This is a genomic window from Nocardia sp. NPDC006044 (assembly GCF_042871115.1).
GTDB lineage: Bacteria > Actinomycetota > Actinomycetes > Mycobacteriales > Mycobacteriaceae > Nocardia.
This window is the reverse complement of the sequence record NZ_JBIAID010000005.1, coordinates 30,679-50,311: the sequence shown is the minus strand read 5'-3', so window position 1 is coordinate 50,311 and position 19,633 is coordinate 30,679. Positions and strand designations below refer to the sequence as shown.

At 69.1% G+C, this 19,633-nt stretch carries 16 protein-coding genes and 1 pseudogene; 10 read left to right on the top strand and 7 right to left on the bottom strand.

Annotation, left to right across the window (positions count from 1 at the left end):
* Positions 1-25: 25 nt before the first annotated feature.
* On the top strand, positions 26-1,231 hold the full coding sequence (locus ACFYO1_RS36640) for a GNAT family N-acetyltransferase (protein ID WP_387241849.1): 1,206 nt from the start codon (positions 26-28) through the stop codon (positions 1,229-1,231).
* A gap of 94 nt (positions 1,232-1,325) precedes the next feature.
* Positions 1,326-1,727, top strand: coding sequence for a YccF domain-containing protein (locus ACFYO1_RS36635; protein WP_387241846.1), 402 nt, complete (start codon positions 1,326-1,328; stop codon positions 1,725-1,727).
* A gap of 12 nt (positions 1,728-1,739) precedes the next feature.
* Here the strand turns inward: ACFYO1_RS36635 and ACFYO1_RS36630 are convergent, their stop codons facing one another.
* Positions 1,740-2,177, bottom strand: a complete 438-nt coding sequence (locus ACFYO1_RS36630) for a MarR family winged helix-turn-helix transcriptional regulator (RefSeq protein ID WP_387241843.1) — start codon at positions 2,175-2,177, stop codon at positions 1,740-1,742.
* Positions 2,178-2,239: 62 nt separating this feature from the next.
* On the opposite strand from ACFYO1_RS36630, the gene ACFYO1_RS36625 reads away from it, so the two are divergent.
* Positions 2,240-2,479 carry a DUF2530 domain-containing protein gene (locus ACFYO1_RS36625; protein WP_387241840.1) on the top strand — a complete coding sequence of 80 codons (240 nt, stop codon included), beginning with the start codon at positions 2,240-2,242 and terminating at the stop codon, positions 2,477-2,479.
* A 14-nt stretch (positions 2,480-2,493) separates the two neighbouring features.
* On the opposite strand, the gene ACFYO1_RS36620 is transcribed toward ACFYO1_RS36625, so the two are convergent.
* Positions 2,494-4,551, bottom strand: coding sequence for a neutral/alkaline ceramidase (locus ACFYO1_RS36620; protein WP_387241838.1), 2,058 nt, complete (start codon positions 4,549-4,551; stop codon positions 2,494-2,496).
* 124 nt (positions 4,552-4,675) lie between these two features.
* Here ACFYO1_RS36620 and ACFYO1_RS36615 point away from each other — a divergent pair, with 124 nt between their 5' ends.
* Complete coding sequence (locus ACFYO1_RS36615; protein ID WP_387241835.1) at positions 4,676-5,290, top strand: TetR/AcrR family transcriptional regulator; 615 nt, start codon at positions 4,676-4,678, stop codon at positions 5,288-5,290.
* Positions 5,291-5,323: 33 nt separating this feature from the next.
* Here ACFYO1_RS36615 and ACFYO1_RS36610 read toward each other — a convergent pair whose 3' ends face one another.
* Together ACFYO1_RS36610 and ACFYO1_RS36605 are read right to left on the bottom strand one after the other, a co-directional pair.
* A complete protein-coding gene (locus tag ACFYO1_RS36610) occupies positions 5,324-8,557 on the bottom strand; it encodes a sacsin N-terminal ATP-binding-like domain-containing protein (protein WP_387241832.1) in 3,234 nt (1,077 codons plus the stop codon).
* A gap of 1,411 nt (positions 8,558-9,968) precedes the next feature.
* Positions 9,969-10,695 (bottom strand): annotated as a pseudogene (locus ACFYO1_RS36605) (DUF3027 domain-containing protein); the annotation flags it as partial.
* A 17-nt stretch (positions 10,696-10,712) separates the two neighbouring features.
* On the opposite strand from ACFYO1_RS36605, the gene ACFYO1_RS36600 reads away from it, so the two are divergent.
* The 3 genes from ACFYO1_RS36600 (at position 10,713) to ACFYO1_RS36590 (ending at position 14,003) form a co-directional block, all read left to right on the top strand.
* Positions 10,713-11,489 carry a glutaminyl-peptide cyclotransferase gene (locus ACFYO1_RS36600; RefSeq protein ID WP_387241829.1) on the top strand — a complete coding sequence of 259 codons (777 nt, stop codon included), beginning with the start codon at positions 10,713-10,715 and terminating at the stop codon, positions 11,487-11,489.
* A gap of 157 nt (positions 11,490-11,646) precedes the next feature.
* A complete protein-coding gene (locus tag ACFYO1_RS36595) occupies positions 11,647-13,491 on the top strand; it encodes an MFS transporter (protein ID WP_387241825.1) in 1,845 nt (614 codons plus the stop codon).
* Positions 13,488-14,003 carry a DUF2771 domain-containing protein gene (locus ACFYO1_RS36590; RefSeq protein WP_387241822.1) on the top strand — a complete coding sequence of 172 codons (516 nt, stop codon included), beginning with the start codon at positions 13,488-13,490 and terminating at the stop codon, positions 14,001-14,003. The genes ACFYO1_RS36595 and ACFYO1_RS36590 overlap by 4 nt, the downstream gene beginning before the upstream one ends.
* Positions 14,004-14,189: 186 nt before the next feature.
* Here the strand turns inward: ACFYO1_RS36590 and ACFYO1_RS36585 are convergent, their stop codons facing one another.
* Positions 14,190-14,621 (bottom strand): cold-shock protein, encoded by a 432-nt coding sequence (locus ACFYO1_RS36585; RefSeq protein WP_191094095.1) that lies wholly within the window; start codon positions 14,619-14,621, stop codon positions 14,190-14,192.
* A gap of 202 nt (positions 14,622-14,823) precedes the next feature.
* On the opposite strand from ACFYO1_RS36585, the gene ACFYO1_RS36580 reads away from it, so the two are divergent.
* Positions 14,824-15,090, top strand: coding sequence for a hypothetical protein (locus tag ACFYO1_RS36580; protein ID WP_387241819.1), 267 nt, complete (start codon positions 14,824-14,826; stop codon positions 15,088-15,090).
* A 451-nt stretch (positions 15,091-15,541) separates the two neighbouring features.
* Complete coding sequence (locus ACFYO1_RS36575; protein ID WP_387241816.1) at positions 15,542-16,174, top strand: resuscitation-promoting factor Rpf1 domain-containing protein; 633 nt, start codon at positions 15,542-15,544, stop codon at positions 16,172-16,174.
* An 87-nt stretch (positions 16,175-16,261) separates the two neighbouring features.
* On the opposite strand, the gene ACFYO1_RS36570 is transcribed toward ACFYO1_RS36575, so the two are convergent.
* Positions 16,262-16,450 carry a hypothetical protein gene (locus ACFYO1_RS36570; RefSeq protein ID WP_150403929.1) on the bottom strand — a complete coding sequence of 63 codons (189 nt, stop codon included), beginning with the start codon at positions 16,448-16,450 and terminating at the stop codon, positions 16,262-16,264.
* 206 nt (positions 16,451-16,656) lie between these two features.
* Here ACFYO1_RS36570 and ACFYO1_RS36565 point away from each other — a divergent pair, with 206 nt between their 5' ends.
* Positions 16,657-18,951 carry a helicase-associated domain-containing protein gene (locus ACFYO1_RS36565; protein WP_387241813.1) on the top strand — a complete coding sequence of 765 codons (2,295 nt, stop codon included), beginning with the start codon at positions 16,657-16,659 and terminating at the stop codon, positions 18,949-18,951.
* On the opposite strand, the gene ACFYO1_RS36560 is transcribed toward ACFYO1_RS36565, so the two are convergent.
* A complete protein-coding gene (locus ACFYO1_RS36560; protein WP_387241811.1) occupies positions 18,952-19,470 on the bottom strand; it encodes a hypothetical protein in 519 nt (172 codons plus the stop codon). It abuts the gene before it with no gap.
* Positions 19,471-19,633 lie beyond the last annotated feature (163 nt).

The window sequence follows — 19,633 nt, the reverse complement described above, 5'->3', positions numbered from 1 at the left end:
GCACGCCGCGTGGGAGTGTCGTGCCATGACGCTGCCAAACGGAATCACCATTCGATCGGCCACCGCCGCCGACGACGCCGCGATCACGCTGGTCGCCGACACCGCCTTCGGCATGCGGCTGCCCGAGGCGTTCCGGAACCCGGCGAGCAGGGTCTTCGCCGTCGAGGACGCCATCGTGGCGCTCGACGGCGAGCGGATCGTCGGGGCGACCAAGGCGGCCGGGATGACGCTGACGGTGCCCGGCGAACGGACGGTCGAGGCGTGCGGGATCGCGGGTGTGGTGGTCGCGCCGACCCATCGGCGGCGCGGGATCCTCCGGGCGATGTACACCGAGCAGCACCGGCGGACCGAGGCGGCGGGCGTGCCGCTGACCATCTTCACCGCCAGCCAGGGAACCATCTACGGGCGCTTCGGCTATGGGCCGACGATCCGGGAGAGCTCGGTCCGCATCGACCGCCGATTCGCCGAGTTCCGGCCGACGGCGCCGGATCCGGGTGGCGTGGAGGTCGCCACGCTCGCCGAGGTGACCGACCAGGTGCGGGCCGTCTACGACCGCTGGCGCAGGCTCGTCCCCGGCGCACAGGCCCGTCCGGAGACCAGCTGGCGGATGCTGTTCGCCGACCCGGCCGAGTACCGCGGCGGCGGCACCGATCTGTTCGCGCTGCTGCACCCGGACGGCTACGCGCTCTACCGCTACAACTACACCAAGGACGTCAAGGTCGCCGAGGTGGTCGACATGCGCTCGGTCACCGCCGACGCGCATGCCGCGCTCTGGCGGGTGCTGACGGGGCTGGAGCTGGTGACGCACATCGACGCGGCGCTCAGCGACAACGACCCGCTGCCCTACCTGCTCACCGACATCCGGCTGGTCGAGACCACCGCGCGCTACGACGCACTGTGGTTGCGGCTCATGGACATTCCGGCCGCGCTGACCGCCCGCGCGTATCAGCGCGACCTGGAAGTCGTGCTCGCGGTGACCGATCCGTTCCGCGACGCGGGCGGCAGCTTCGCCCTCACCGTGCGCGACGGCGTCGCCGAGTGCGCGCCGACCGATCGCCCGGCCGATCTCGAGCTCGGCATCGACGTGCTCGCCAGTATGTACCTCGGGGCCTACCCGGCACGGGTCTTCGCGGAGGCAAACCGTTTGCAGGCCAAGGACTCCGCGACGGTGCGCGCGTTCGGCGACGCGTTCGCCGCCGAACGCGACGCGGTGCTGGGCTGGTTCTTCTAGTTCGGGCCGAAAGTATCGCGGCTGTGGTTCATGTCGCACCGGCTCGGGGGAAACCCTGATGCCGGTGCCCCGGTCCGGCTGGCATCCTGTTCACATGGCGCCGATTCGTTTGATCCTCAACGTCCTGTGGCTGGTGTTCGTCGGGGTGTGGATGGCGCTGGGCTACATCCTGGCCGGGATCATCTGCTGCATCCTGATCATCACCATCCCGTGGGGCATCGCGTCGTTCCGGATCGCGGCCTACGCGCTGTGGCCGTTCGGCCGGACCACGGTGGAGCGGCCGGGCGCGGGCGCGGGATCGCTGATCGGCAACATCATCTGGGTGATCGTCGCGGGCTGGTGGCTCGCCCTCGGCCACCTGCTGACCAGCATCCCGCTGTTCATCTCGATCATCGGAATCCCGTTCGGCTGGGCCAATTTGAAGCTCATCCCGCTGTCGCTGTTCCCGCTCGGGCGCGACATCGTGGACAGCGACCAGCCGTTCGGGGCGCGCTAGGTCGCGCCCCGCTCATTCGGATTCGGCGACTATTTGCTTCATGATGCCGACGGCCTGGGTGAGCACGTCGATCTGATTGTCGGTGAGGCCGGAGAGCTGTTCGGTCATCCAGGCCTCGCGGGCGTGCGTCTCGTCGGCGATGAGCGCGGTGCCCGCCTCGGACAGCGACACGATGATCTGGCGGCCGTCGGTGGGGTGCGGCTTGCGCTCGACCATGCCCAGGTCGGTGAGCGAGGCGATCACGCGGGTCATCGACGGCGGCTGCACGCGCTCGCGGGCGGCCAGCGCCCCCGGTGTCATCGCGCCGTCGCGGGCCAGGGTCGCGAGGGCGGAGAGCTGGGTCAGCGAAATCTGGGAGTCGGCGCGGCGGCCGCGCAGATGACGCGTCAGTCGAACCACTGCCAGTGAGAGTTCACCGGCGAGGGCTCGAACATCGGATGGCGTTGTCACAGAGCTGAACGATACGGGACGGGTGCGCGTCGGACGCGCGTTCTCGCAGCTACGCTGGTGCCGTGACCGAGAATGTGCCGCAGATCCCGCCCCGGCTGACCGATCCGCGCCCGGTGCTCGCGGTCGGCAGCGCGCTCTGGTTGGTGGCCACCGTGGTGGTGTGGGCCAGTGGTGACCGGTGGGCGTCGGTGTTGCCGGTCTGCCTGATGGGGCTGGTGGTCGGCGTGCTCGCGCTCGGGATTTTCCTGATTCAGCGGCGCGCGGCGCGCCGCGGTGACAAGGGCGCGCAGACCGGTCTGTAGCGCGAGCACGAAGGTCAGCCGACCTCGAAGTCGTTGGTGGTACCGGTGAACGGGCGCAGTGCGCCGTCGGGGCCCAGGCTGTCGGCGTAGTGCTGGAACCGGTAGCGGCCCGGCGTCGCGTCGGCCGGGATGTCCCAGGTGAAACGCGCCACGGATTCGGCCGCACCGCGTTTGCTCCAGAAGTATTTCACCGCCCACTCGCCCTCGTTGGCCACCCGCGTCCACTCCCCCGCCGCGTTCTGCCGCTGCACCTCCAGGAACGTGCTGTTGCGGCGGGTGTTGTGTTTCGGGTGGGCAGAGACGAATTCGGCGACCGCCTGGGCGCCCGGGGCGTAGGACGGGGCGGGCTGGGTCAGCACGTCACCGAAGTTGCGGCCCGGCGGGGTGGTATCCGGGCCCGCGCCGGGCTGGAAGTTCGGTTGCAAGTTGGACACGTCGCGCGGGGCGGGGCCGCGCGGGACGACCTGGCGAGCCGCGAATGCTGTTGCCAGCCGGGTGAATTCCTGCTGATAGGCGCAGAGGGTGTAGCGGCCGAACAGGGTCGAGGCGCCCTCGTACTGCTGCGAGTCGTATTCCTCAGGGGTGGTGACGTATTCGTGGTAGGCGTTCGCGTAGCCCTGCATGAGCACCTGCTCCAGCGGCACGCCGAGCGCGTCCGCCACCGCGCGGCGCACGCGCAGGCCCGCGGTAATGGTGAATTCCCCACCGGCGGCGGCCAAGTAGAGCTCGCCGAGCCGAACGATTTGCAGCGGCAGCACATTCGGCACCCAGGCCACCGGCGGCATCAGTCCCAGCGGCGCGGCAATCGCCTTGGGCGCCTGCGCGTCCGCGAGCCAGGCCGGGGCGGGGGTGTCGGCGCCGCCGAGGGCAGCCAGGAAGGGATTGCGCACGCCCTCCGGGATGGGCGCGCCGGGGAAGCCGGGGCCGTCCTCGATGCTGCCGGCGATGAGCGAGACACCGGCCGCCGCGGTCGCGGTGTGCCGCGGCTGCCCGTCCGGGGTGAACCGGCCGTCGACGGCGATGTCGGCCAGATCGATGTAACAGAGCATCGAGTCGACCGGTCCGCTCATCGACCGCGCCTGGGCGAGTGCGTCTTTCGCCGCCTGATACTGGCGCTCGCCGATGATGCGGGTGTTGTCGAACTCGTTCTCGGTGGGGCCGGAGCCCGGGCGCAGATTCAGGTTCGGGGACATGTCGCCCGCGTTGGTCTGGGCGAACGCGGCGACGAAATCCGGTGTGCCGTCGAGGTAGCGCACGCCGTGTTCGACATGCTCGAAGGCGAACGCCGCGTAACCCTTGTTGTCCGAGCTGATCAACCGGTTCTCGTTGGTCATCGAGGTGCAGTGGGTGGAGAACCAGGTGATGGCGCCGATCTGCCGGCCACCCTTGACCAGGGACAGGGCGGTCACAGCCGGGTCGATCGCCGCGGGGAAGTGTTGTTTGTCGGCAACGGGATTGAGTTCCCAGGCCACCCGCGACCGGTTGACGCTCGCGTCGTGCAGTTCGCCGCGCCCCAGCGCGAGCGAGCCGGGGCCGAGATCGGCGTCCGCGGCGGCGATGGCCTCGACGATGCCGTTGACCTCCGCGTCGTACACCTGCTGCTGAAATCCCAAGATGGACAGGTTGTATGCGTAATCGTTACTCGAGCCGCCACAGGTCGCGTGCGAGTGCGTCGAGGTGAGCACCACGTTCTGCTCGGTGTACCGGTCGCCGAACCGGCGCCCCAGCTCCGCGAGCACGCCGCGGTGCACGGACTGGAAGATCATCCCGTTCTCCGCGACCACGAAAACGATGCGCCGCCCGCCGCTGCCGATGATGAACGCGCGTGCCCGCGGCCGCAGGTGGATACCCGCCGTCTGCTGTTCGAGCTGGGAATATCCCATCATTCCGCATTCCGCGGCAGGTCCGGTGATGTCGGAAATACCGACACCGAGCTCGTAGCCACCGGAACCCGGCGCGGCTGCCGCCTCGGCACCGAGCGCGCCGGACATGGCGGGGACTGCCGCGGCGGCAGCGAGCGTCGCCGAACCGGCAACGGTTCGGGCAAGAACGGTTCTGCGCGACAGCGGCATACGCGTCTCCTTCGATCTGATGGCAGCGAACCACACAACTGGTCACTCGTCCAGTCGAGATTTTTCCACCGGCGAATTGACTGCACGCTCCCCGAGCGCTTAACTCCCTTGGGTGTCCTCCCGATTGAGCGTCGAAGAAAGACGGGCCCACCTTATCGAGGCCGCTATCGGTCTTGCCGAAAAAAAGGGCGTGGCGGGCGTGACCACCCGCGATGTCGCCCAAGCGGCAGGAGTCTCGCTTGGAGTGGTGCATTACTGTTTCGAAAACAAGGACGCGCTGATGACCGAGCTGGTCAAGGCGTTGTCGATGGAATTACGCGATTCTGTCGACGCCAATGAAACGGTATGGCAAGACGTCGGAAGTGGAAAAGAAGCGCTTCAAAAATTGATCCGCGCGGGACTGGAACTGATGTGGCTCAACATAGAAGCCACTCCGGAACGCCAACTGCTCACTTACGAAACCACCACTTACGCACTGCGCGAAGGTGAGCAAACTCCAGCAAAACTCGCAATCGCCAGGGAACAGTACAACTTCAACGACTCCACCGTCGCCGACATCCTGGAACACGCGCGCGACGCGACCGGGAACCAGTGGTCGGTTCCGCTGAAATCGTTGAGCCGGTTCACCTTGAATGTGATCGACGGAGTCGTGCTGCGGTGGCTGGTGGACAACGACAGTGAGAGCGTGCGATCGCAGCTGGATCTGCTCAGCCAGATGATCGCGGAGTACGCCGCTTAGCGATTGCCGCTGCGGGACAGGCGGATTCGCCGGCTAGTGCGGGCTCCGGACGTGCACGGTGTCGCCGTCGCGCCACCACGGAACCGAGGCGGTGGTCTCGATCGCACCGTGCAGACGGACTTGCAGGTCATCGTGCAGTACCAGATCGCCCGCCTGTCGGGGCAGCGAATAGAGTTGCCGCAGTACGACTCCCAGCGGCTCGTCCGACCACGTGGTGCGGTGGCCCGTGGACCGGATTTCGGCGGTGACCGACTCGGAGACCAGGGGCAGGTCGAGCAGCGTCGCCAAGGTGGCCGCAGTGGCTATGTCACCGGCTACCAAGCGATTCGGGGGCACGGCCAGGCCGAACCAGGGCTGATCGAGGACGAGGGCCTGGGCCGGATCGATGACGTCGCCGGACAGCGCGCGCACCCGGTCGGGCAGCGCGAGGTCGGTGAGATCCAGACGTTCCTCGGCCACGGCGGCGGCCAATGTCGCGTGCGTGCGCGAAACCACCTCGGGGGTAGGGGTTTTCGATGGATCGGCGAGGGCGTTGAGCAGGGCGGTCGCCAATTCGGGGGTGATCACGGACGAGTCGGCCAGGATCGCGCGCATCGCGGTGGCGTCGTCGGCCAGACCGGGAACCGCGAATGTCGGCAGCAGCCCGGCGAATTCGGTGTCCGAGGGGTGCCGCATCAGGCCCAGCGGGGTGCCGTCGATGCGCGCGTTGGTGCGCAACCACCACGCGGTATAACCGTCGCGATCGGTGAGCAGGCGGCGGGTGCGCGGCGCGGAAGCCAACTGCCACAACGCCTCCGGCCAGGCGGCGTCGTCCACCAGATCGAGATCGCGGATCGCGGCGAACTCCGGCGGATCGTCGGCCAGCGTCGACCACCAGCGGTCCTCGTCGTCCAGATCGTGATCCGGGCCGGTGGGATCGGACTCGGTCACCACGGTGAAGTCCCAGCCGACGCCGATGGCTCGCAGCGCTTGCGCGCCATAGCCTTCCACCACGGCCGGATCGATCGCGGTGAACGGCGAATCCTCGACCAGCAGCTCGCGCAGCGGGGCGTCGGGCAGCAGCAATTCGTCGGCCGGGCGCAATTCGCCGTCGACGTCGGGCAATTCGATCAGGCTGAGCCACGCCGGGAGGGCGGTCGGATCGGCGAGCACGGCCAAGCGCAGGACCGCGTCGATGGTGTCCGCGTCGTCCGGGTGATCCTCCAGTTCGGCTCGTAAATCGGGTTCGCTCAACAGGTCTTCGGCGGTGGCCGAACGCGCGCCCAACCGGGCCAGCAGCGGATGCGCCGCCTCGGGATGAACCAGCCGGGCCCAATGCACCGGAATCGCGACCTCGAGCTGGTCGTCGAGCACCGTCGTGCGCGGGCCGGTGACCAATCGTCCGTCGGCGAGCGGAACCGCCAGTGCGCCAAGTTCTTCGGCGGCCAGCGGGTCCCCCACGAACAACTCCAGCGCCGCGTACAGCGAATACCACCAGTGCGGTGGGCGTTCCAGACCGCTGGACAGCTCGGCCAGTCGCGCCAAGCCGAGCCGGTGCACGTCCAGCACGCCGAGGGCTTCGGCATGTCCGGGCTTGGACAACTCCGGAATCACCAACGGCCCGACCACATCATCGAGCAAGCCCGCCAAGTCATCCGTCAGACCGGTGAACACACTCGCCCGCGTCGGGACCGCCACGTCGATGGAATCGGTCACGGTCGCGTCGAATAGGGCCGAGTCGTCCAACAGTTCGGCACCCGCGCCGGTGGACACCGAATCCGGCCATACCGGTGCGGTGCCGGTGTCCCCGTCTATCGGCGACGATGGGTCGCCGGCTGTCTCGAATAAGCCTGAATCGTCCAACAGTTCGGCGCCCGCGCCGGTGGACACCGAGTCCGGCCATACCGGTGCGGTGCCGGTGTCCGCGGCTACCGACGAAGAAGGGTCGCCGGCTGTCTCGAATATGCCTGAGTCGTCCAACGGTTCGGCACCCGCACGGGTGGCCACCGCGTCCGACCGCGGCGGGGCGCTGCCGGGGTTTGCGGCTACCGACGGAGAGGGCTCGCGGGGCGAAGTCTCGGCGCCTGCGGGCGAATCCTCGTACGGTGCGGCCGACAGCGGCGTTTCTGCGGTGCTGAGCGCAGTGGATGAGCCTGGTTGTGACACAGGGGCGAACAGGGTCGCTGCGGCGTCCTCAGCTGCCTTGCCGCCCGCACCGGGGGCGACGACGACCGGGAGCCACGGCTTGGTCTGGAGTTCGCGGATCAGCGCTTCGCGGAGCAGGCTGTCGACCTCGCTACGCGCGAAGCCGGGCGTGGGGACGAGGACGAGCCGGTCGCGGGGCGGGAGGGCGCGGGCGAAATCCGCGTAGCCGGTGGCGAGTTCGGCGAGCCGGGCGCCGGGCAGGAGGCGGCGGCGGTCCGGCTGCATGGCGATGTCGGCGATCAGCAGGGCCGGGAGGGAGAGTTCCTCGTCGGAGCGGGTCGGGGCGCGCAGTACGTCCGGGGTGGCGGCGATCGGGCTGCCGTTGCGCAGCGGGAGGAGCCAGCGGGCGTGTGGCGCCCGGTACTGCCACCAGGTCCGGTGCGTGTCGCCGGGGCCGTCGACGCGGATCGCCTGCAGGGCGTTGCCGAGATCGGTGGTGGTGCTGGTGAATTCCGCCGCTTCGATCGTGATGTGTTGCAGGGCGGGCAGTTCCAGCAGCAGGTCGATCGCTTCGTCGTGCATGCCGCCGAGCAGCGCCGCAGCATCGATCTCCGGGCGCAGGCGCAGCACGACTTCGGTGTCGAAGCCGGCCATCGGCGCGGCCTCGATCGGCCAGGCCATCCGCAGCACCGGCGGCGCGAACTCGCCCGCCTGGTCCTTGACGGGTTGGTCGGGTATCCGGATGTCGTTGCGCCGCAGCGCGTCCCAGGTCAGATCGCGGGAGAAACGGAGCGAGCCGGTGGTCGAGCGCAGTTCGATCTCATCGCTGACCGACAGCACGGCGGTGAAGCCGACGCCGAACCGGCCGACGGCTGTCACATCGGACTTCCCCGACGCGCGCAGCGCGGTGAGCGCGTGCACGCCGGAGAGATCCAGCGGCGCACCGGTATTGGCGATATGCAGATGCGCACCGTCGAGCCGGACCGCCAACCGGCCCGCGACGCCGGCCTTGGCGGCCGCGTCCGCCGCGTTCTGGGCAAGCTCGGTCAGCAGCCGGTCGCGGTAACCGGCGCGCACCAGATCCGCCTCGGTCGCCGCGTCTTCGCGCAGCCGGGTCGGCGAATCGCGCCAGGCGGCAAGCACGCCCGCCCGCAACGCCGAGGTGCCGAACGGATCGGCCGTCTCGGTCAGCTCTGCGGCGATGAGTCGGCCCCGCCGTCGACCACCCGCTCGTCACCGGACGGTCCCTGCGCATCGGCCCCGTCCTCGGCAACAACGGTAACCGAACCACTCGGCTCCACCACCACCTCGAAACTGGGCGTCACCTCTGCCACATCGTCTGCCGCAGAACCACTTTCGCCGCCCCGCACATCCGCACCCACCGTGCCCTCAGCACCCGCCGCACCGGCAGCCGATTCGGCCACGCCTGACTCACCAGCAGATCCGGTCTCGACAACCGGAGCTGCGACTGCCTCTGCGCTGGACGCAACCTCACCGGAGGCCGTATCAGCAACCGGCGCAGCCGATTCAGCGACGACCGGCGTGCCCGCCTCAATCCGGGGTTCGGCCTCGCCGACTGGAGTCGCCTCGACCGGCGCAGCCGCAACATCCGCGCCCTCAGCCGTTGCCGTATCGGCAACCGGCGCAGCCGATTCGGCCACGCCTGGCTGATCGGCGGATTCGGTCGCGGTCGTTTTCTCGACAGTTGCAGCCGCAACGTCGCCCCGCTCAGCGACTGTCTCCGCGCTGGACGCAACCACAGTCGTTGCCGCCGCGTCATCCGCCACACCCGATTCGACCTCGGTCGACGGGGTTTCGACAGCCGAGGCAACTGCCGCATCAGCCGATCCTGGGTCAGCAACGGGAGTCACCACATTCGACGCAGGTGCAGTCTCAACCGCCGCCGTATCAGTCGATTCCGCCTCGACGCCCGGCGCTGCATCGGCCGTCGCCGTATCGGCTACCGGCGCAGCCGATTCGGCCGCCGCCGACGCGCCCGACGCATAGGCCGATCCGATCTCAAAAGCCGGAGCGGTTTCGGCATCCGCCACAACCGATTCGACCTCGGCCGACGAGGTTTCGGCAGCCGCGGAAATCGCCGCAGCAGCCGATCCTGGGTCAGCAACGGGAGTCACCACATTCGATGCGCGTTCGGCCTGGGTCGCTGCTGTCGCGTCGGCAGATTCGACCTCGCGATGCTGGGTTGACTCGGTCTCTGCCGGGTCGACGACCGGTGGGACCGCACCCGTCGCGAGCGATGCGTCCGCCTCGTCAGTGGATTCGGGCTCGGCGGACTGAGCGTCCTCGACCGGCACCGCTGCCGCATCGGCAGACTCGGTGACGGTCTCGGCGCCGGGCGTGACCTCGGCCGGTGCCGCGTCGGCATCCGTTGCTACCGATTCGACCTCGGCGACAGATGCTTCCGTTGCCTTGGCGGATTCGGTGTCAGCCGATGGAGCTTCCTCGGCCGGCGCGGCTGCCGCGTCAGCTGATTCGCCTGCGGCGGCGGGGGCTGCCGCGGCGGGCGCGTGCAGTTCCGCGGCCGGGATCAGGTCGACGGCCGCGTCGTCGTATGCCTCGTACAGCGGTGAGCCGCCGCCGGTGGGGGCGACCGTGTCGGAGTGGGCTCCGCAGCCGTAGGCGACGTGCACGACGTGTCCGTCGGCGCCCATCGCGTTGCCGCAGACGCCGAAGGCGGCGCGCATCGAGCCGGCCAGCGGGAGGTAGAAGCCGCACAGGCCGCAGGTGGACGGGGCCGCCTTGGCCATGTCCGTGTCCGGGCCGAATTCGGCGTGCCAGCGTTCGGCGGCTTCTTCGCGACCTTCGAGGCTGAGCACCTGGGTGCGGCCGAGGCCGATCTCCAGGGCGACCTCGTCGACGGCCGGGTCGCCGTTGGCGACATAGCCGGGCACCAGGCGCGGATCGTTGGGGGGTGGCGCCAGCAGGTCGCCGGGGGCCAGGTCACCGGGCCTGATGCGCTGATCCCAGGGCACGAAGTCGGGCGCGACCAGGGCGTCCGGCCCGGGCAGCAGCGCCGATTCGCTCACCGTCGCGTAGTCGGCCTCCGGTGGGGCCGCCACGACGACCGCCCACTGCCAGCCGCGATAGCCGGGCAGGGTGGCCTCGAAGTGATGGGTTGCCGCGCTGTCGTCCTCGGCAGCCACGCCGAGATGCGCCCCGACACCGGCTGGTTCCAACTCCAGGAGCGCACGGCGGGCCAGATCGACGGCATCGGCCAGAATCGGCCTGACACCGGACTCAGAAACAGAAACTGCGCTCACGGCCTACATTTTGCCGTATGAAACGCAATCGGCAGACGTTGGCCATCGGTGTGCTGGTCGGTCTGGTCATATGGGGCGGGTGCGCGGCGGCCGATGATGCGTCGCCCGCGATGAATGTCGAGGTCGTGGCGACCCGGTCGCACGATCCGCGCGCGTTCACCCAGGGGCTGGAAATCGATGGGGACATCCTCTACGAAGGGACCGGACTGTCGGGCGCGTCGAGCGTGCGGGCGACGAACCGCTTCACCGGCGAACAGCTGGCCCGGGTCGATCTGCCCGCGCCGTACTTCGGCGAGGGACTCACCCTCGCCGGGGACAAGCTGTGGCAACTGACATGGCAGGACCACACGGCCTTCGCCAGGGACCCGAACACCCTGGCCGAGATCGGCCGCGCGTCCTACGAGGGCGAGGGCTGGGGTCTGTGCACCCGCGCCGGGCAACTGGTGATGAGCAACGGCACCGACACGCTCACCTTCCGCGACCCGGTCACCTTCGCGCCGACCGGCACGATCCGGCTGACCAGCCACCAGAACGCGCGGCTGAACGAACTCGACTGCGCCGAGGACGGTTCGGTCTACGCCAACGACTGGCCCAGCGACCACATTCTGCGCATCGACCCGGACAGCGGCCGGGTGCTCGCGCAGATCGACGCGGCCGGCCTGCTGCCGCGGCCGATCATCCCGAACGGTGAGGACACGCTCAACGGGATCGCCCAGATTCCCGGCACCGACCGGTTCCTGCTGGCGGGTAAGAACTGGCCGACCACCTTCGAGGTCCGCTTCGTGCCGGCCTGATCGCGGTGAGTTACCGCACACCGATTCGCATGTGATTCGCGGTGCGGGGAAGTCAAGGGAGATGCACCGCCGTCAACGACGCGACGAACGTCACCTTCCGCCGACACCTTCGACAGCGAGTGAACGCCCAGCACCGAAGTACGACAGAATTGGGGATGTGACTACTCCCCGCGAACCTTCCGGTCCCGACCGTGATCGGTGGGACGGCGAGGAGTATCCGCCGATCGAACGGCACCCCGGTTTCGACCGGTACCCGCCGCCGAACACACCGTCCGGCCGCAGGCCGCTGCCGCCGCTCGACCCCGACCGGCTAGCCCGGAGCTCCGACCCCGCCGAGGCCGAGACCCGCAGGCACACCACCCCGCGCCGCGTCTTCCCGCATCGCCCCGAACCGCCGCACCATCCGGAACCCCCGCGCCCGGAGCCGAAGGCCGCGATCCCGCCGCCCACCGCTCCGCTGCCCGAGCAGTCGCCCGAGGCCGCCGACGACCCGCCGGTTCCACCCGGCACGCAACGCGTCCCGCGCAAACTCACGGTCACCCGGGTCGCCGCCATGCGCGGCCGCCAGCTGACCGAGAAGGGCATCGCCACCTTCCAGCGCGCGGCCAAGGCGGACGGCGCCGACAAATCCGGGCTCACCGCGCTGACCTACGCGACGATGGCGAACTTCGCCTTGGACGCCGCGGTCGCCGTCTCGCTGGCCAATACCCTGTTCTTCGCCAGCGCCACCGCCGAGAGCAAGACGAAAGTCGCGCTGTACCTGCTGATCACGATCGCCCCGTTCGCGGTGATCGCACCGCTGATCGGCCCGATGCTGGACCGGTTGCAGCACGGACGCCGGGTGGCGCTGGCCACCTCGTTCGCGTTGCGCGCGGTGGTCGCGGTGGTGCTGATCCTCGAATTCGACAGCTGGGCACTGTATCCGCTGGCGTTGTGCATGCTGATCGGCAGTAAATCGTTCTCGGTGCTGAAGAGCGCGGTGACACCGCGCGTGCTGCCACCCGATATCGACCTGGTGCGCACCAACTCTCGGCTCACCGTGTTCGGTTTGGTCGGCGGCACCATGGGCGCCGGGGCGATCGCCGCGCTGGCCGCCGCGATCGCGGGCTCCAGCGGCGCGCTGATCTTCGCGGCGGTGATCGCCTGTGCCGGAACCTATCTCAGCCTGCGCATCCCGTCCTGGGTGGAGGTCACCGAGGGCGAGGTGCCGGCGACGCTGAGCTATCACGCCCCCACCGAGGTGCTGACGCCGGACAAGGAATCCGCGACGCCGCCGCGCAAACGCAGGCAGCCGCTCGGCCGCTCGGTGGTGACCTCGCTGTGGGGCAACAGCGCCATCCGGGTGCTGACCGGGTTCCTCACCTTCTATGTCGCCTTCGTCGCCAAGGCCACCGAACATCGCCCGGCCCAGCAGGCCGCGATGCTCGGCGTGGTCGGCGCCATGGCCGCGCTGGGCAACTTCGCCGGCAACGCCACCGGCGCCCGGCTCAAGCTCGGCAAGCCGACGCTGATCGTGCTCGGCTGCACCGCGGCCTGCACGCTGGTCGCGCTGTTCGCCACGTTCGCCAACAACCTGCTCGGCGCGGCGCTCGCGGCCTTGATCGCCTCGTGCACCAGCGCGCTGGCGAAGGTGTCCCTGGATGCCTCGATCCAGGACGATCTGCCGCCCGAATCGATCGCGTCCGGTTTCGGCCGGTCGGAGACCGTGCTGCAACTGAGCTGGGTGGTCGGCGGGGCGGCGGGTGTGCTGCTGCCGACCGACTACTGGAAGGGCTTCGCGGTGGTCACCGCGATCCTGGTGATCGGCCTGGTACAGACCTTCGTCAGCTACCGCGGTCACTCGCTGCTGCCCGGCCTCGGCGGAAATCGTCCGCAACACGCGGAGCAGGAGGTTCCCGCGACCCGGCCGATGCCACAGACTTCGAACGCATACCGTCGACCAGGGACGAGCGGCGGCGAGACCAGCCGTATCCAACCAGGAATAGGAGACCCGAGCCAGTGAGCGAGAAGCTCAGCCCGCGCGCGATCGGCGCCCTCGTCGTTGCCGCACTACTCGTGTTCACCGTCGCCTTCGTCGGCGTCCTGGTGGTGCTGGTGCGCAACGCGGACGAGCACGATCCGGTGATCACCGCCTACGCCCACGGTAAGACGGTGGACGTCACCCCGTACGTGTACTGCACGGTGAAGATGGAGGACTGTCGTTACGGGCAGACCATCGAACTGAAGGTGCCCCAGGACTACCCGTTGCAGCTGTCGCTGCCGAAGCAGATCGCGGACGCGCCGTGGCTGGCCCAGCTGGTGTACGCGCTGCCCAACGGTGACCGCGTCGACCGGGTGATCAGCCACGCCAACTTCGACGCCGGCGCGCTGGCCGTCACCATCGACTCGCATCCGGAACCGGATCTGCGACTGGTCGGGGTCGAGTTGCAGCTGCCGATCCTGGCCAGGGACAAGGACACGGGCAAGGAGTTCTACCTGCCGCACGCCGCATGGTCGATCAGCACCGCCGCATAGGACATCCAACCGACTGGCCACGTCACTCGATAACCGGGCCACCACAGCGCGAGTTCTGCGAGCGCCGTTCGCGGCCCGTCTCGCGTCCGAGCTGTCGAAGCGCATGCGCCGCAGGCGCGAGTCTCGACATCTCGGACGCGAGACACCCAGGGGCCGCGAACACGCCGCGCCCGCGCGGCCGAGAATTCAGTGGTCGAGTTCGCGCGCGACGGCGCGGACGACCTCTGAAATGCGTTGCGCGGTCTTGCGATCCGGGTAACGACCCTTGCGCAGATCCGGCTGCACCGTCGCCTCGAGCAGGGTGATCATGTCCTCGACCATCCCGTGCAGTTCGTCCGGCGTGTGCTTGCGGGCGACCGGCTCCTTGCGGACGCGCTCGCGCTCCTGACGCTCCTGACCCTGGCGCACCGACGGCGGGGCCTCGAGCAGCTTCAGGCTCAGCGCCTGCGGACCACGGCGGCCCGCGGCCATGCCGAATTCGACGCGCTGCCCCGGCTTGAGTCCCTCGACGCCATCGGGCAACGCGGACGAACGGACATAGACGTCCTCACCCTCGTCCTGGGAAAGGAAGCCGAAGCCCTTTTCGACGTCGTACCACTTCACCCTGCCGGTCGGCACTGCGCTCACCCGTTCATCATCGAAAAACTCGAACCCCACCGGCCCGAGCACATCTGTCCACGGAACCCGCTGCGGCACAACACCGGCGACAGGTTCTCTTCTGTTTGCGAAAAGAACGCGCCCAGCAGTGATGCAGGACGCGCTTGCCAACGAGTCTACCCCGGTGCCTATAACGCAAGCACATCAGTTTTACGGTCGTCCGGTGACGAACCCTTCCGCTTCACCACAGCCGCACGACCCCGATCCCGCGTCGACCGGGGACGGGCAGCGCAGGCCGGGTGACTGGTTGCTGCGGCTCGCGCTCGGCCTGTTCGCGCTGGGATTGCTGGCGATCGTCGCCATCTTCCTGATCCCGGTGCTGTCGGACGGATCGCCGGGACTGTGGCTCTATTTTGCCGCGCTGCTCGCGCCGTTGGGATTCCTGGTCGCGATCGTCTTCGCCCTGCGCTCGGGGCGGCGCTCGCGCTGATCGCTCCGCCCTTGGGCGATATTCGAACCCGCGTTCGGATCGATCTGGACTGAAGGTCACCGGTGCGCTGCGAACGGGTTACCCGGGTCTGTCGTTACCAAATCCCAGTTGTGATCCTCGTCACATAACGGAGAGGTCACGGACCGGTGACGGCCCGGCACTCGTCTGAGCGCACCGCGTCTAGCTGCAAAGAAGGGGTTACGTCCGCGCCGAGACCGGGCCGAGACCCGCTCGTACACGCCGGTTACCAAATGGTGATTTTTCCCGCCGATCGTCGTACCGTTCTTAGCGAGCCGGGACAACCGGCACACACCGGCCCGCCGCACCGAACCTCGCCCCGCGGGACACCGGAAACCCGACGGAAACGTAGGGGCGAGGGCGGGCATGACGACCTCTCAGTCCAGCCCGACCGATGACCTCGCAGGTGCGTCGAGAGGAAGACGAACCCGATATGAGTGGACGCCATCGCAAGCCAAGCTCCACCGGACGCACGGTAGCCAAGGTTGCTGTCACCGGTGCGATCATCGGCACCGCGGGTGTGGCCCTCGCTGGCAACGCCAGCGCGGCACCCGACTCCGACTGGGATCGCCTCGCACAGTGTGAGGCCGGCGGTAACTGGGGCATCGATACCGGCAACAGTTTCCAAGGTGGACTGCAGTTCTCCCCGAGCACCTGGAAGGCCCACGGCGGCGGCGAGTATGCGGCCAGCGCCAACCAGGCCACCCGCGAGCAGCAGATCGCCGTGGCCGAGAAGGTCCTCGCCTCCCAAGGCTGGGGCGCCTGGCCGAGCTGCTCCTCCAAACTGGGTCTGAGCAGCGCGCCCACCCCGCGCTCCGCCCCCACCACCAGCGAGTCCCCGCGCTGGAACCCCGAGCCCGCGCCGCAGGCCGCTCAGGCCGCGCCGGACAGCACTCAGCAGATCTTCTCGGCCGTCGACCGCGCACTCGAGGTCGTTCAGGGCCAGGGCGTCCAGGTGCCCAAGGAAGCCTTCGACTTCTTCAACGCCGCCAAGGCGAGCAACGCCAAGCTCGATCCCGCCATCGTGAACTTCTACGAGGCGAACAAGAGCCTGCTGCCTTCCTGATCGGCTGCCCTTCGATCAACAACGAATAAGCCCGCATCCTTTCGGATGCGGGCTTATTCGTATCTTCGGACTTTCCCGTCCGGAAGATCAGCGGTTGATGACCGTGTTCGGGTGCATGTAAGGCAGCTGATCCGCCGGAAGCGGGAACTCGGTGTCCTCACCGTACGGGGAGAGCCCACCGGAACGGGTCGACGAGAGTTCGGTGACCGCGTGGTCACCTTCGGCGACCTTGGGCCAGCCGTTGTCGACATACGGTTTCTTCGATTTGTTCACCACGCCCCCATTCTGGCACGCGCCGCCCGCTGAGCAACTTTGCCGCTGCCATGTGGACGGCCCTATCTCCGCACAGCGGCAGCAGGACAGCGTCTATTACGCTGAAGGATCGGATTGAGGTGCTCACGAAATCAGTTGTGACCTGCGTATCCGCCGCTCAGTCAGCTCCGCACCGGCGGACCCCGATCCGAGACCGTAGGCTGGATCGGATGACCGCGACCTCCTTAGCCGGATGGCTCGGCGCACGTAGCGATGCCCAGTTGGTCACGCTGCTCGAACTCCGGCCGGATCTGGCTGTGCCGCTGCCCTCGTCGATGGCCGTGCTGGCCGCGCGGGCCGAGCAGCGTGCCTCGGTGCTGCGCGCCACCGACGACCTGGACACACTCGACTTCGCGATCCTGGAAACCCTTGCGGTGCACGGGGTGACGCGCACCGAGAGCAACGGCGCCCCGCTGACCCGCGCCGAGTTGCACGTGCAGCTGAACGAACGGGTGAGCGCCGCCGCGATCGATGCGGCCATCGACCGGCTGACCGCCCGCGCGCTGGTCTGGACCAGCGACGATGGGCTGCATCTGATCACCGCCGCGGTCGAGGCACTGCCCTGGCCGATCGGCAGTACCACCGAGATCCCGGACTCGCTCACCGAGCCCGAGGTCCGCGAGGTGCTGCCCGAGCTGGGCTCGGCGGCCCGGGCGCTGCTGGACAAGCTGGCCGCCACCGGCCCGCGCGGGCGCACCAGGGACGCCGCGCCGGGCACCCCGGCGGACCGTCCGGTGCAACAGCTACTTGCCCGCAGGCTGTTGAACCGGATCGACGACGAGACGGTGGAACTGCCCGTCACGGTCGGTCAGGTGCTGCGCAACGAGCCGGTGACGCACCCCCACGCGCTGACCCCGCCCGCGCCGAAACCGAAGAAACAGACCTCCGCCGACGTGAACGCCGTCGCCGCGGGCGAAGTCGGCGAACTGCTGCGGCACTGCACCGCCATCCTGGACATCCTCGGGCAGGCCCCGGCCCCCGCCCTGCGCGCGGGCGGGCTCGGCGTGCGCGAGCTGCGCCGGATCGCCAAGCAGGCAGGCATCGACGAGCAACGGGCGGGTTTGCTGGTCGAACTGCTGGCCGCCGCGCGACTGATCGAGAAGGGTTTGCCGGACCCTCCGCCGGAGGTGGATTCGACCGACGACTTCTGGGCGCCGACCCCGGCGGTCGACGCCTGGCTGGAGGCGCCACTCGCCCGGCGCTGGGCCGTCCTCGCCCTCGCGTGGCTCGAGCTGGACCGGATGCCGTGGATGATCGGTCTCCGCGACGCCAACGACAAACCCCTCGCGGCGCTCTCGCTGGAGCTGCGCACCCCGCACGCGCCGCGCGACCGGCACGCGATCCTCGGCCTGCTGGCCGAATATCCGTCCGGCAGCGCCCTCACCCCGGCCGACCTCGGCCGCGTGCTCGCCTGGCGGCAACCGCGCTGGCGCAGGCACTTTCGGCTGGAGGCGGTGGAACACACGCTGGCCGAGGCGGCGGCGCTCGGCTTCGTCGGCCGCGGCGCGCTCGGCTCCCCGGCGCGCGCGCTGCTGCACGGTTCGCCGACCAGCGCGGCCGATGCCGAGGCGGCGATGGAGTCGGCCCTGCCCGCGCCGGTCGATCACGTGCTGGTCCAGGCGGACCTGACGGTGATCGCCCCCGGCCCGCTCACCGCGGACCTGCAGCAGCGGGTCGAACTGGTCGCCGACGTCGAATCCGCCGGTGCGGCAACGGTTTACCGGATCAGCGAAACGTCCGTGCGGCGTGCGCTCGACGCCGGGCTCACCGCCGCCGAACTGCACGCGCTGTTCACGAAGCACTCGCGCACCCCGATCCCGCAGGCGCTGACCTATCTGATCGACGACGTCGCCCGGCGGCACGGGCAGCTGCGGGCGGGCATGGCCCAGTCGTTCCTGCGCAGCGACGACCCGGCGCTGCTGGCCCAGGTGCTCGCCGCACCGGTGGCGGGCACGCTGGCGCTGCGGGCCATCGCGCCGACCGTGGCGATCGCCCAGGCGCCGCTCGGCGAGGTGCTCGAACAGCTGCGCGCGGCCGGTTTCGCGCCGGCGGGCGAGGATTCGGCCGGCGTCATCGTGGATCTGCGGCAGCGCGGCGCGCGGATCTCGGCCCGGCCCAATGCCCGGCCACCGTGGCGGCCGATGCCGCCGAGCACCGAACAGCTGGAACTGCTGGTCACCGAACTCCGTGCGGCCGAACGCGCCACCAGTGCGCGCTCCGCGCAATCGGTCCGGATGGACGGCACCCGCACCAACACGGCCGCGACCCTGGCCCTGCTGCAACTGGCGGCGCGGGTGCGGCGCTCGGTGAACATCGGCTACGTCGACGCGTCGGGTGTGGCGACCCAGCGCGTGGTGGAACCGCTCAAGGTCGGCAACGGACAGCTGGACGCGCTCGACCCGGTGACCGGCGCGGTCCGGCACTTCACGCTGCACCGGATCGCGTCGGTCGCCCTGCTCGAATGATCAGGCCTTGGGCTTGGCCAGGCAGAAGGTGGTCTTCGGCGCCTCGGAGATCAGCCGGAAGCTGTCCGCGTCGGCCCCGCACAGCAGCTCGTCGGCCTCGCCGTCGATCCGCTTGACCACCTTGAAGGTGGCCTCGGTGGAACCACAGTCCACGTTCTTGACACCGGCGGCGCTGCTCTCGTTGTAGCAGCTGCCCTGCTTGAAGTTGGGCGCCAGGCACAGGAACGCGGTGCCGCCTGCGAGGTTCGCCTGGTAGGCGGTGTAGTCCGTGGCGCAGTCGACCTTCTTGTCGGAGCTCTGCGCGATCTTGTAGACCGCCTTGTCGGACGAGCAGTCGACCGTCTCGGTCTTGGCGTCGGCCGAGGCACCCTTGACGATGCAGTCGCCGACCTTGGCCGACCCGCTGGACTTGCTGTCATCCTTGGCCGACGAACAACCGACCAGCGTGACGATTACCGCCGCCACCGCGACGAGGGCAAGCACCACGCGTGCCAGCAGCCTCGCTCCTGGAAACTTCACCTGAAAACCTCTCTCACCGAACACATTCACGCCGCTCGCGAACGCGGTGAGGATACCCGGATGCAGACCGCGTCGGCTCTACGGGTGACATCGAAACCAAGGGGACGTGCCGGCTACCAGGTGCCCCACATGCCGAGCAGGGCGTACCCGAGGATGCTCGGCA

What these genes read in the sequence shown, in the direction of transcription:
- ACFYO1_RS36565 (WP_387241813.1), top strand. Translation starts at nt 16,657, where the DNA reads ATGACCGCGACCTCCTTAGCCGGATGGCTCGGCGCACGTAGCGATGCC.
- ACFYO1_RS36575 (WP_387241816.1), top strand. Translation starts at nt 15,542, where the DNA reads ATGAGTGGACGCCATCGCAAGCCAAGCTCCACCGGACGCACGGTAGCC.
- ACFYO1_RS36635 (WP_387241846.1), top strand. Translation starts at nt 1,326, where the DNA reads ATGGCGCCGATTCGTTTGATCCTCAACGTCCTGTGGCTGGTGTTCGTC.
- ACFYO1_RS36640 (WP_387241849.1), top strand. Translation starts at nt 26, where the DNA reads ATGACGCTGCCAAACGGAATCACCATTCGATCGGCCACCGCCGCCGAC.
- ACFYO1_RS36600 (WP_387241829.1), top strand. Translation starts at nt 10,713, where the DNA reads ATGAAACGCAATCGGCAGACGTTGGCCATCGGTGTGCTGGTCGGTCTG.
- ACFYO1_RS36620 (WP_387241838.1), bottom strand. Translation starts at nt 4,551, where the DNA reads ATGCCGCTGTCGCGCAGAACCGTTCTTGCCCGAACCGTTGCCGGTTCG.